This window comes from Pseudomonas sp. ABC1 (genome assembly GCF_013395055.1).
Taxonomy (GTDB): Bacteria; Pseudomonadota; Gammaproteobacteria; order Pseudomonadales; family Pseudomonadaceae; genus Stutzerimonas.
Genome location: NZ_CP058349.1, coordinates 2,602,753 through 2,615,116, shown reverse-complemented (window position 1 = coordinate 2,615,116; position 12,364 = coordinate 2,602,753). Strand labels below are relative to the sequence as shown.

Sequence of the window (12,364 nt, the reverse complement as noted above, 5' to 3'; positions counted from 1 at the left end):
TAGCAACTCCAAAAAACGAATCAGAAAAACAGGTCGACGCGAAAATGCACGGGCCTTTCCCGCTGCGCGAAGGCATCGGGGCGCTCCAGGGAATGGGCCAGGGTCAGGCTGACGGCCATGTGCTCGCCGCGTAGCGAAAACTCTGCGGCGTTGCCGCTGACACGCCCATGCTGTCCCGTGTTGTACGCAGTGCCCTTGATCGCTCCACGGTCATAGGCCAGCAGCAATCCATACTCGCGCACGAAAGGTCGTAGCGCTTCCCAGGTCACCGGATGCCGCCAGCGAACCTGGTTGCGCCAGTAATACCCACTGTCGCCACTCAGCGACTGCTCCTTGAAACCACGCACCGAGGACAGCCCGCCCAGGCTGATTCGCTGCGGGCTGTAGAGCACGTCTTCGCTGCGCTGTGCGTTGAACAGGCTGTCGACGCTCAAGGACTGGCCAAGGAAGGAAAACGGTTGCAGGTAGCTGAGGGTCAGGCTGTATTTGTTGTAGCGCGAGACCGGCTGCGAGCCTCTGGCACGCTCGTTGCGCTGGGCATCCAGCGCGCCGATACCGCGCTGCCAGCCCAGGTCCATGTTGACGAAGGCGTTCTTCACCCGGCGGCCATGGTTGAAACCCAGCTGTAATTCCGTAAGGCGATTGCTGGAGCCTTGCAACAGGCTGTTCTCGATGTAGTTGCGGGTGCGCAAGTGTGCCAACCCGAGATTCATCGCCGACTTGCCCAGGCTGTCGCGATGCAGGACACGCTCGACGCGCAACTGATGCTGCTTGCTTTCACCGTCGCTCTCGAACAGCTGCCCACTGCTTTCCACACGCGTGCGGTAGTAGCTCTGGTTGTAGGAGTAGTCGAGCCGCCACCAGCCATAGGGAATGCTGTAGGTGGCCGACTGGCTGGCCGAATGTCGCCAGGTATCAGTGACGGCATCGCCCGATCCGCGCAGCCCGAACTGGTCGGCAAGCCCCAGCGGGCTGTCCCATTCAAGCCCCAGCGCCAACTGCTGCTCTCCTGTGCTGCGCTGGCCCTCGTTGTGTCGACTCAGCGACACGCGCCAGGGCTTCATTGGCTCGCCGGACAGGCGCACGCGGCTGCCGCCCACTTGCGTCCCCGGCACCAGATCGAGCTGCGCAGGACGAGACGGCAGGCGTCCCAACTGATCGACCAACTGCTCCAGCTCCCGCAAATTCAGATAGCCGTCGGCATGCCCGGGAAAGGCCATGGCCAGTTCACGCTGGCTGGCCAGGGCGGAAGAGTCGAGGCCCTCCAGGCGTCCCTCGACGACCTGCAGCGTCAACTCGCCGGAACTCAAGTCCTGTTCGGCCAGGTAGGCCCGCGACGTCACATAACCATGATCGAGGTAGTACTGCGTGACGATTTTCAGCAATTCGTTGAGCTGGGCAATGCCCAGACAGCGCCCCTCGAAAGGCGCCACCAGCGCACGCTGCTGCGCTGCGTCCAGCAGGTTGGCGCCCTGCAGATGAATCCGCTGGATCGGGTAGCAGCTATCATCAGCGGGGGTCGCTGGCGGCGGAGAATCAGAGCGACCGCCAGGCAGTTGCTGCAACTCCTTGAGCCGCTGCTGCTGTTGCTCCAGCAACCGCTCCTGCCGCTCGCGAATCCAGTCGAGATCCCCCGGGGAAGGGTCGGCGCAGAAGGCGCCCATGGATATCAAGAAAAGAGCGATGCACGGCAACAGCCGTATGAGAACACCATCCATTGGTGACACTGATCCATGTGTGAAAAACGAATATGACGCCTGAGAATCATTCCATAATAGATAGCAAATAGCCACACCCGAAGCAGGACATCCATGTACAGGCGCACGACGGCCCAGTAGTCACAAGCGATACGGCAGCGCATCTGCCTCAGCAGCCGACATGGCAATCCCGCTTGCGCAGCGCCCTGGTATCGCTATAGATTCCTGCGGTTCACCACACAGGAATCAAGGATGATGCCCAGTACACGCAACAATTCCGTCCGCAAACTGGCACGGCAGGAACGCACAAACCGGTTTGCATTACAGCCACTCCAGCAAAGCCTGGCCCTGTGCCTGACACTCTGCAGCTTGGCGCCGTCAGCCCTTCATGCCGCAACGAACCGCGACGACCCCAGGCAAGTGGTCAGCGATCCGCCGCGCCTGGAATTACGCAGTACCGATACCGCCGAGCCACCACTGCTGGGCGCTGAGCAGGCCGCAGGGGAAGACACGGGACCGCGGGAGGCTTATGTCGACCTCAACGTCACCTACACCGAAGGCACCCTGCGCAACCCGGCCAGCCCCAACCGCTATGACACCGTGAAGCTGCGCAGCTACCAGGGCACCGGAATAGACCCCGACGTGCCGTTCATCTCTCCGATGCTGGAAACCCGCCCGGGCGACACCCTGCGTATCAACCTGAACAACCAGCTACCGGACGACCCCACCTGCACGACACCGCCAGGTGGCATCAACGACCCGCACTGTTTCAACGGCACCAACCTGCATACCCACGGCCTCTGGATCAGCCCGTCCGGCAACAGCGACAATGTGCTCCTCTCCATCGAGCCTCAGGTCAGCTTCCAGTACGAATACAACATTCCCGCCGACCATCCCGCGGGCACCTTCTGGTATCACACCCACCTGCACGGCTCCACCGCGCTCCAGGTTTCCAGCGGCATGGCCGGGGCACTGGTCATTCGTGGGGATCGCCAGCCGACACTGGCGCGCACCGGCGACCTGGATACCCTGCTGAAACCATCCGACGAGCAGCCCTTCAAGGAGCGCGTACTGGTCCTGCAACAGATCCAGTACGCCTGCCGCCACAAGGACGGCAAGATCAAGACCAATGCCGACGGCACTTACCGTTGCGACAAGGGCGATGTCGGCGAGATCGACAACTATGACCTGTTCGGCCCCGGACAATGGGCCGCTTCCGGGCGCTATACCAGCATCAACGGGCGCGTCCTGCCCTTCTTCGAAGACGCACAAGCCGGCAACGTCGAGCGCTGGCGGGTGATCCACGGCGGCGTTCGCGACACGGTCAACCTGCAATTCCGCAAGCTCCGCCCCGGGGCCGGCAGCGCGCAGAACCTCAGCGCCGCCGAGCAGGACAGTTTCATCGCGCAGAACTGCTCAGCCCCACCACTGCCCCAGCACCTGGTCGCCGCCGATGGCCTGACGCTGAAACAGACGCTTCGCCAGGAGCAGACGATCTACCAGCCCGGCTATCGCTGGGACAGCCTGATGGTATTTCCCGAAGCGGGCACCTACTGCGTGATCGATGCGGCCGCGCCGGCTACGGCCTCCGTTGACCGTCCGGCACCGTCCCGGCAACTGCTGGGCCTGGTCAGGGTCGCCGAAGGGCGGTCGGTGCAAGGCAACATCAGTAAGTATCTGGTGAACGAGCTGAGCATCGCCGCAGAGCGGAACATCCTCAACAGGGAAGTCCGCGACACAGTCATCCGCGACTTGCGCGACGGCCTGCGTCTCAGCCGCTTCGTACCGCATGCCGACATTGAAGACAACGAAGTGACCGGCACCCAAGAGCTGTCGTTCAACATCACGAAGCAAGGGGAAGCCTTCAACTTCCTGGTCGATGGCGAACCCTTCAAGCCAGGTCGCATAGATCGGACGCTCCCCCTCGGCGGCGTGGATGAGTGGACGCTGCGCTCCGATGCCGTCAGCCACCCGTTCCATATCCATGTGAATCCCTTCCAGGTCGTCAGGATTCTCGATCCGAACGGGCGGGATGTCAGCGAAGTCGGCGCAATCGATGACGCGGGCGGCACGCCGGACCCGCAATACCCAAGCCTCAAGGGCGTATGGAAGGACACGCTCTGGGTGAAGAACCTGGCCGACTTCGGCACACCGCCCGAGTATTACACCGTGGTGGTACGCACACGCTATCAACGCTACATCGGCGATTTCGTGCTGCACTGCCACATCCTCGACCATGAGGACCAGGGCATGATGCAACTCATCCGTGTCGCTCTGCCCGACGCCAAAGGCAAGCCCGCCACGGGGCATCATCACTGATGGCAACTTCCAGGGTGATGAAACAACCGCTTCGTCACCCTGGAGACCGCAGAGCTACACTCTGGCCGGCAGACGGCGGGCGCGCCTCACTTGCCGAACGACGCCAGCCCCTTGAGGAAGTTGCGCAGCAGTTGGTCACCGCAGGCACGGTAATTACTGTGCCCGGCCTTTCTGAACAGTGCGCTCAGCTCGGGCTTGGATACCGGAAAATCCACCGACCGCAGAATGTCGTGCAAGTCGTCCTCTTTCAGTTCGAACGCCACGCGCAGCTTCTTCAGCACCATGTTGTTGGTAACCGGCAGTTCGATGGGCAATCCGGCGCGACGCTCGTCACGGCCACGCTTGAAGACCACCAGGCCATCGAGGAAGTGCGCCATGACCTTGTCCTTGCAAACTACATAGCCTTCTTCATCGTCCCGCTTCAGGTAAGCGGCCACTTCCGCCTCGCTCACGTCGAGCCCACCCAGCGCGGTGATCTCGACGATACCGCGCTCATTCACATTCAGCACATAGCGCAGGCTGCGCAGCACATCGTTGTTCAGCATGAAAGGTTCTCTGTCTCGAATCTCTATCAATGAAAAAGGCGCCCCGGAGGGCGCCTTTTGTCTGCAACGGCGAATCAGACCTTGGCTTTCTTGGCAGCGCGGGTGCGCTCGCCTTCGTCGAGGATCTTCTTGCGCAGACGGATCGACTTCGGCGTCACTTCGCACAGTTCGTCGTCCTGGATGAACTCCAGGGCCTGTTCCAGTGTGAAACGAACCGGCGGCACCAGGGCGATGGTTTCGTCCTTGCCCGAAGCGCGCATGTTGTCGAGCTTCTTGCCTTTGGTGGGGTTGACGCCCAGGTCGTTGTCGCGGCTGTTCAGGCCGACGATCTGACCGTTGTAGATTTCCTGGCCGTGCTCGACGAACAGCTTGCCGCGCGCCTGCAGGGTCTCCAGGGAGTAGGTCAGCGCCTTGCCGGTATCGATCGACACCAGTACGCCGTTCTGACGGCCGGACATGGCACCCGGCTTGACGGTGTCGTAACGGTCGAAGATCGAGGTCAGGATGCCCGCGCCGTTGGTCAGGGTCAGGAACTGGTTACGGAAGCCGATCAGGCCACGCGCCGGGATGTTGTACTCCAGGCGCACACGGCCCTTGCCGTCCGGCGACATGTTGGTCAGGTCGCCCTTGCGCAGGCCGATCTCTTCCATGACCTTGCCCTGGGACTCCTCGGGGATGTCGATGGTGACGTTCTCGAACGGCTCCTGCTTCACGCCGTCGACTTCACGAATGATCACTTCCGGACGGCCGACGCCCATTTCGAAGCCTTCGCGGCGCATGGTTTCGATCAGTACCGACAGGTGCAGTTCGCCACGGCCGGAGACCTTGAACTTGTCGGCGCTGTCGCCTTCTTCGACACGCAGGGCAACGTTGTACAGCAGCTCCTTGTCCAGGCGCTCCTTGATGTTGCGGCTGGTGACGAACTTGCCTTCCTTGCCGCAGAACGGCGAGTCGTTGACCTGGAAGGTCATGGAAACGGTCGGCTCGTCGACGGTCAGCGGCTTCATCGCTTCGACGTTGTTGATGTCGCACAGGGTGTCGGAGATGAACAGCTGGTCCATGCCGCTGACGCAGACGATGTCGCCGGCGGTGGCTTCTTCGACGTCCACGCGGTGCAGGCCGTGGTGGCCCATCAGCTTGAGGATACGGCCGTTACGTTTCTTGCCGTCGACGTCGATGGCGACGACCGGCGTGTTCGGCTTGACCTTGCCACGGGCGATACGGCCAACACCGATAATGCCGAGGAAGCTGTTGTAGTCCAGGGCGGAGATCTGCATCTGGAACGGGCCGTCGAGGTCGACGGTCGGCGCCGGTACGTGGTCGACGATGGCCTGGTACAGCGGAGTCAGGTCTTCGGCCATATCCGTGTGGTCGAGGCCGGCGATGCCGTTCAGGGCGCTGGCGTAGACGACCTGGAAGTCGAGTTGCTCGTCGGTGGCGCCGAGGTTGTCGAACAGGTCGAAGATCTGGTCCATGACCCAGTCAGGACGCGCGCCCGGACGGTCGATCTTGTTGATCACGACGATCGGACGCAGGCCGGCTTCGAAGGCCTTCTTGGTCACGAAGCGGGTTTGCGGCATCGGACCGTCCTGGGCATCGACTACCAGCAGTACGGAGTCGACCATCGACATGACGCGCTCGACTTCACCACCGAAGTCGGCGTGGCCGGGGGTGTCGACGATGTTGATGCGGTAGTCGTTCCATTTGATGGCGGTGTTCTTGGCCAGAATGGTGATGCCGCGCTCTTTTTCCTGGTCGTTGCTGTCCATCACGCGCTCGTCGTTGAGCTCGTTACGTTCCAGGGTGCCGGACTGACGCAGCAGGGCATCGACGAGGGTGGTCTTGCCATGGTCGACGTGGGCGATGATGGCGATGTTACGGAGATTTTCGATCACGATTGAGGAATCCTAGGTAAAAGCGGGAAGCTGAAAGCTGGAAATCAGAAACAAACGGAACAGTCGGGAGGATGCCGTCGACGAATGACGATGCTGTTGCTGGGACGGTTGCTCATGGCTTCCCGCTTCCGGCTTCCAGCGTCCGACTCGCAGGTCTGTAGACCCGCACGTTGGTATGCCCCTCGCACAGCAGATGATGGGCATGCAGGCGACTCATGACACCTTTGTCGCAATACAGAAGGTACTGGCGGTTTTCGTCCAGTTCCTTGAAACGGTTGTTCACGGCATAGAAGGGTAGCGTACGGACTTCGATGCCCTCGATCAGCAGCGGTTCGTCCTCGCTCTGATCGGGGTGGCGGATATCGACCACCACCTGTCCGGCCAGTACTTCGCCGACTTCCTCGACCTGGACATCCCGGCTCAGCTCATCAATCACATGGTCGATGGAAATGCGCCGCGCATTTTCCAGCGCGCGCTCCAGAATATCCATGTCGAAGCGCGCTTCTTCTTTCTCGATGCGATAACCGCGCGCCTTGGTAGTCGGGTTGACCGAGATCACACCGCAATACTCCGGCATGTTCTTGGCGAACTCGGCCGTACCGATTTCATGGGCGGTATCGATGATGTCCTGCTTGTGGCTGGCGATCAGCGGGCGCATCACCAGCATGTCGGTGGCCGAGTCGATTACCGAGAGGTTGGTCAGGGTCTGGCTGGAAACCTGCGACAAGGCCTCGCCAGTCACCAGCGCGTCGATGCTCAGGCGCTGTGCGACCCGGGCGGCGGCGCGCAGCATCATGCGCTTGAGCACCACGCCCATCTGGCTGTTGTCGACCTTCTGCAGAATCTCGCCGAGCACTTCTTCGAAGGGCACGCTGATGAACAGCACACGGTGCGAGCTGCCGTACTTCTTCCACAGGTAGTGAGCGACTTCCATCACGCCCAGTTCATGGGCACGGCCCCCGAGATTGAAGAAGCAGAAGTGGGTCATCAACCCACGGCGCATCATCTGGTAGGCGGCCACCGTCGAATCGAAACCACCGGACATCAGCACCAGCGACTGCTCCAGCGCTCCCAGCGGATAACCGCCCAGGCCATCGTGCTGGCTGTGTATGACAAACAGGCGCTGGTCGCGGATTTCCATGCGCACTTCGACTTGCGGCCGCTTCAGCTCGATGCCGGCGGCGGCGCATTGCGCCCGCAGGCGGCTGCCGACATGCCGCTCGACGTCCATCGAGCTGAACGGGTGCTTCTTGCCGATACGCTTGCAACGCACGGCAAAGACCTTGCCCGGCAGCAGGTCGGCGTAGTGTGCGGCGCACTTCTCGACGATGTCGTCGAGATCCCCGAGGGGATATTCATGCACCTCGAGGAAATGCGTGATACCTGGCGTGCAACTCAGGCGCTGGCGAATCTGATCGAGCAGCGCAGGGTCCTGCACCGTGGTTTCCAGTTCGATATTGTCCCAGACGCCTTGCAGGCGCACGTCGGGATCGAGGTCACGCAATACGGCACGGATGTTCTTCGTCAACTGACGAATGAACGCCTTGCGCACCGGCGTGCTCTTGATGGTGATTTCCGGGAAAACCTTGACGATCAGCTTCATGGATTGCAGCGTGGGTGCCAGGGGGCGAAAAGAGGGGCGCGGAGTATAGCGGAAACTGATCAAGCCTTGATCGTTTTTTCGCACACCCACGCATCTGGCCGACGACAGACTGCGGCGCCATGCCGAGGCCAAGCCACGTTTTTTACATTACAATCCCTCGTTTTTCGCCACGATCCAAAGAGGTAGCCCAATGGCTCACAGCATGACCGCCTTCGCCCGCGCCGAACTGGCCAGCCCGCATGGCACCCTCGGCTGGGAGATCCGTTCGGTCAACCATCGCTACCTGGAACCACACTTGCGCCTGCCGGAGGCCTTCCGCGACCTCGAGAACGCGGTGCGCGATGCCCTGCGCAAAGGCCTGTCTCGCGGCAAGGTGGAATGCACCCTGCGCTTCAGCGATGCCGACAACGGCAAGCGCCTGCAGATCGACAGCGATCGCGCCCGGCAACTGGTCGAAGCGGCCCAAGAGGTCTCGGCCCTGATGCAGAACCCGGCGCCACTCAATCCGCTGGAAGTGCTGGCCTGGCCGGGCGTGCTGGTGGCGGATGCCGCCGACCCGCAAGCGTTGAACCAGCAGGCCCTGCAACTGTTCCACGAAGCGCTTGCGCAACTGCGCGAAGGCCGCAGCCGTGAAGGCGAGGCGCTCTCCCAGCTACTCAACGAGCGCCTGGACAGCATCGACGATGAAGTCGCCACATTGCGCGAGCTGATTCCGCAGATGCTCACGGTCCAGCGCCAGAAGATCCTCGACCGTTGCGCCGAGATGCAGGCCGAAGTCGACCCGCAGCGGCTGGAGCAGGAACTGGTCCTGCTGGCACAGAAAAGTGACGTCGCTGAAGAGCTGGATCGCCTGAACACCCATGTCCGGGAAGTCCGCCGTGTCCTGAAAAGCACGGAAGCCTCCGGCCGGCGCCTCGACTTCCTGATGCAGGAACTCAACCGCGAAGCCAACACCCTGGGCTCCAAGGCCTTCGACCCACGCAGCACCCAGGCGGCGGTCAACCTCAAGGTGTTGATCGAACAGATGCGCGAGCAAGTCCAGAACATCGAATGACCGGCCCCCGCGGCCCCTACCGGAAAGCCTCCATGACCGTGACAACCGGCACCCTCTACATCATTTCCGCCCCGTCCGGGGCCGGCAAGACCAGCCTGGTCAAGGCCCTGCTCGACGCACAGCCCCAGGTTCGCGTTTCGGTGTCCCATACCACGCGCCCGGCCCGGCCCGGCGAGGTGGATGGCGTCAACTATCACTTCGTCAGCCGCGAGGACTTCATCGAGCGTCTGGGCCGCGACGAATTCCTCGAACATGCGGAAGTCTTCGGCAACCTCTACGGCACCTCCCAGCGCTGGCTGGAGGAAACCCTGAAGGAAGGCTACGACCTGATCCTGGAAATCGACTGGCAGGGCGCCCAGCAGGTACGCAAACAAATGCCCCTCGCCCGCTCGATCTTCATCCTGCCCCCCACCCAGGAGGCCCTGCGCCAGCGCCTGACCAACCGTGGCCAGGACAGCGACGACGTCATCGATGGCCGCATGCGCGAAGCCGTCAGCGAAATGAGCCACTACGTCGAGTACGACTACCTGGTGATCAACGACGACTTCGCCCACGCGCTGGGCGACCTGCAGGCGATCTTTCGCGCCAGCCAGCTACGCCAGGGCCCGCAGCAGAAGCGCCACACTCAGCTGCTGAGCGAGTTGTTGGCCTAGGCCGAAGCGCGCTGGACGGTGCCGAAAGCCCGTCGAGCGTGCGTTTCGCAGCCTGCCGCCTGACGCTTCCAGCGACTTTTTCTTTCAATAAGGCTGGCGTTTTTCTAGACTACCCAGTCTGCTCGCCCATCCGGGCATGCCATTGCTACTGAACCACGAGGAACACCATGGCCCGCGTTACCGTTGAAGATTGCCTGGACAATGTCGACAACCGCTTCGAGCTGGTGATGCTGGCCACCAAGCGTGCCCGTCAACTGGCCACCGGCGGCAAAGAGCCCAAGGTAGCCTGGGAAAACGACAAGCCCACCGTTGTCGCCCTGCGCGAGATCGCTTCCGGGCTGGTCGACTACGACGTAATCGCTCAGGACGACATCGTCGACGATGAACCGCTGTTCATCCAGTACGAGGACGAGTCCAACGAGGCGATCTGATCCATCTGACCGGCCGAGGCGCTGATGCAGCGCCGTTGCGGCAAGGAGTTCTGCATTGCCCGCCATAGACGTACTTGCCGAACGCCTGTCGAGCTACCTGGCCACCGAACAGGTCAACCAGATCCGCCGCGCCTACTTCTATGCCGAGCAGGCCCATGACGGCCAGCGTCGACGCAGCGGCGAAGCCTACGTTACACACCCCCTCGCGGTAGCCAACATCCTTGCCGACATGCACATGGACCATCAGAGCCTGATGGCCGCCATGCTGCATGACGTCATCGAGGACACCGGCATTCCCAAGGACGCGCTGGCCAACCAGTTCGGCGAGACCGTCGCCGAACTGGTCGATGGCGTCAGCAAGCTGACCCAGATGAAGTTCGAGACCAAGGCCGAGGCCCAGGCCGAGAACTTCCAGAAGATGGCCATGGCCATGGCCCGCGACATCCGCGTGATCCTGGTCAAGCTGGCCGACCGCCTGCACAACATGCGCACCCTCGATGCCATGCCGCACGAGAAGAGCCGGCGCATCGCCAAGGAAACCCTGGAAATCTACGCCCCCATCGCCAACCGGCTGGGCATGCACAACATGCGCGTGGAGTTCGAGGACCTGGGCTTCAAGGCCATGCACCCGATGCGCTCCGAACGCATCCGCGCCGCCGTGCGTCGCGCCCGCGGCAACCGCAACGAGATCGTCGAGAAGATCGAGCAGTCGCTGATCAACTGCCTGCACAACGAAGGCATGGAAGGCGACGTAAAAGGCCGGGAAAAGCACCTCTACAGCATCTACAAGAAGATGCGCGGCAAGCGCAAAGCCTTCAACGAGATCATGGATGTCTACGCCTTCCGCATCGTGGTCGACAAGGTAGATACCTGCTACCGCGTGCTCGGCGTCGTGCACAGCCTCTACAAGCCGCTGCCCGGTCGTTTCAAGGACTACATCGCGATTCCCAAGGCCAACGGCTACCAGTCGCTGCACACCACGCTGTTCGGCATGCACGGCGTGCCCATCGAGATCCAGATCCGCACCCGCGAAATGGAAGAGATGGCCAACAACGGCATCGCCGCCCACTGGCTGTACAAGTCCAACGAGGGCGAGCCGGTACAGAACAGCCATGCGCGTGCACGGCAATGGGTCAAGGGCGTGCTGGAAATGCAGCAACGCGCCGGCAACTCACTGGAATTCATCGAGAGCGTGAAGATCGACCTCTTCCCCGACGAGGTCTACGTCTTCACGCCCAAGGGCGGCATCATGGAGCTGCCGAAAGGCTCCACCGCCGTCGACTTCGCCTACGCGGTGCACACCGATGTCGGCAACACCTGCATCGCCTGCCGGGTCAACCGTCGCCTGGCGCCGCTCTCGCAGCCCCTGGAAAGCGGCTCCACAGTGGAGATCGTCACCGCACCCGGCGCACGCCCCAACCCGGCCTGGCTCAACTTCGTGGTCAGTGGCAAGGCACGCACACACATCCGCCATGCGCTCAAGCAGCAACGCCGCTCGGAGTCGATCAACCTTGGCGAACGCCTGCTGCACAAAGTGCTCGCCGGTTTCGAAACGCCGCTGGAAAACATTCCCGACGAACGCATCCGGCAGGTGCTGGACGAATACCACATGGAGGTCTTCGAAGACCTGCTGGAGGACATCGGCCTCGGCAACCGCATGGCCTACGTGATCGCCCGGCGCCTGATCGCCAGCGAGGAAGAAGAGAGCCCGTCCGCCGAAGGCCCACTGGCGATTCGCGGCACCGAAGGCCTGGTACTCAATTACGCCAAGTGCTGCACGCCGATTCCTGGCGACCCCATCGTCGGCTACTTGTCGGCGGGCAAAGGCATGGTGGTTCACCTGGAGAGTTGCCGGAACATCAGCGAAGTCCGCAACAACCCGGACAAATGCATCCAGCTGTCCTGGTCGAAGGACGTCGCCGGCGAGTTCAATGTCGAGCTGCGCATCGAGCTGGAACACCAGCGCGGCCTGATCGCCCTGCTGGCCGGCAGCGTCAATGCCGCCGACGGCAATATCGAGAAGATCGGCATGGACGAACGCGATGGCCGCATCAGCGTCGTGCAACTGGTGGTCAGCGTGCATGACCGCGTACACCTGGCCAACGTCATCAAGAAACTGCGCACCATCAAGGGCGTCACCCGCATCACGCGGGTCAAAGCTTGAAGC

The 12,364-nt window shown here is 62.1% G+C and carries 9 protein-coding genes; 5 read left to right on the top strand and 4 right to left on the bottom strand.

Annotated features, from left to right (window positions below):
• Positions 1-20: 20 nt before the first annotated feature.
• A complete protein-coding gene (locus HW090_RS11525) occupies positions 21-1,664 on the bottom strand; it encodes a ShlB/FhaC/HecB family hemolysin secretion/activation protein (protein ID WP_306299173.1) in 1,644 nt (547 codons plus the stop codon).
• Positions 1,665-1,949: 285 nt separating this feature from the next.
• On the opposite strand from HW090_RS11525, the gene HW090_RS11520 reads away from it, so the two are divergent.
• Complete coding sequence (locus tag HW090_RS11520; RefSeq protein ID WP_218673534.1) at positions 1,950-4,016, top strand: multicopper oxidase family protein; 2,067 nt, start codon at positions 1,950-1,952, stop codon at positions 4,014-4,016.
• An 86-nt stretch (positions 4,017-4,102) separates the two neighbouring features.
• Here HW090_RS11520 and HW090_RS11515 read toward each other — a convergent pair whose 3' ends face one another.
• The 3 genes from HW090_RS11515 to thiI form a co-directional block, all read right to left on the bottom strand.
• On the bottom strand, positions 4,103-4,561 hold the full coding sequence (locus HW090_RS11515; RefSeq protein ID WP_179113667.1) for a DUF1456 family protein: 459 nt from the start codon (positions 4,559-4,561) through the stop codon (positions 4,103-4,105).
• Between the two features lie 74 nt (positions 4,562-4,635).
• Entirely contained in the window at positions 4,636-6,456 is a 1,821-nt protein-coding gene (gene typA / locus HW090_RS11510; protein WP_179113666.1) for a translational GTPase TypA, read from the bottom strand.
• 112 nt (positions 6,457-6,568) lie between these two features.
• Positions 6,569-8,059 carry a tRNA uracil 4-sulfurtransferase ThiI gene (gene thiI, locus HW090_RS11505; RefSeq protein ID WP_179113665.1) on the bottom strand — a complete coding sequence of 497 codons (1,491 nt, stop codon included), beginning with the start codon at positions 8,057-8,059 and terminating at the stop codon, positions 6,569-6,571.
• 190 nt (positions 8,060-8,249) lie between these two features.
• On the opposite strand from thiI, the gene HW090_RS11500 reads away from it, so the two are divergent.
• From HW090_RS11500 to spoT, 4 genes are all read left to right on the top strand, one after another.
• On the top strand, positions 8,250-9,113 hold the full coding sequence (locus tag HW090_RS11500) for a YicC/YloC family endoribonuclease (RefSeq protein ID WP_179113664.1): 864 nt from the start codon (positions 8,250-8,252) through the stop codon (positions 9,111-9,113).
• A gap of 32 nt (positions 9,114-9,145) precedes the next feature.
• Positions 9,146-9,766, top strand: coding sequence for a guanylate kinase (gmk, locus tag HW090_RS11495; RefSeq protein ID WP_179113663.1), 621 nt, complete (start codon positions 9,146-9,148; stop codon positions 9,764-9,766).
• A gap of 167 nt (positions 9,767-9,933) precedes the next feature.
• Positions 9,934-10,197 (top strand): DNA-directed RNA polymerase subunit omega, encoded by a 264-nt coding sequence (gene rpoZ / locus HW090_RS11490; RefSeq protein ID WP_179113662.1) that lies wholly within the window; start codon positions 9,934-9,936, stop codon positions 10,195-10,197.
• Between the two features lie 55 nt (positions 10,198-10,252).
• Positions 10,253-12,361 (top strand): bifunctional GTP diphosphokinase/guanosine-3',5'-bis pyrophosphate 3'-pyrophosphohydrolase, encoded by a 2,109-nt coding sequence (gene spoT / locus HW090_RS11485; RefSeq protein ID WP_179113661.1) that lies wholly within the window; start codon positions 10,253-10,255, stop codon positions 12,359-12,361.
• Positions 12,362-12,364 lie beyond the last annotated feature (3 nt).

Coding starts and splice junctions, on each gene's coding strand:
- rpoZ (WP_179113662.1), top strand. CDS start 9,934: ATGGCCCGCGTTACCGTTGAAGATTGCCTGGACAATGTCGACAACCGC.
- thiI (WP_179113665.1), bottom strand. CDS start 8,059: ATGAAGCTGATCGTCAAGGTTTTCCCGGAAATCACCATCAAGAGCACG.
- HW090_RS11525 (WP_306299173.1), bottom strand. CDS start 1,664: ATGGGCGCCTTCTGCGCCGACCCTTCCCCGGGGGATCTCGACTGGATT.
- HW090_RS11520 (WP_218673534.1), top strand. CDS start 1,950: ATGATGCCCAGTACACGCAACAATTCCGTCCGCAAACTGGCACGGCAG.
- gmk (WP_179113663.1), top strand. CDS start 9,146: ATGACCGTGACAACCGGCACCCTCTACATCATTTCCGCCCCGTCCGGG.
- HW090_RS11515 (WP_179113667.1), bottom strand. CDS start 4,561: ATGCTGAACAACGATGTGCTGCGCAGCCTGCGCTATGTGCTGAATGTG.
- HW090_RS11500 (WP_179113664.1), top strand. CDS start 8,250: ATGGCTCACAGCATGACCGCCTTCGCCCGCGCCGAACTGGCCAGCCCG.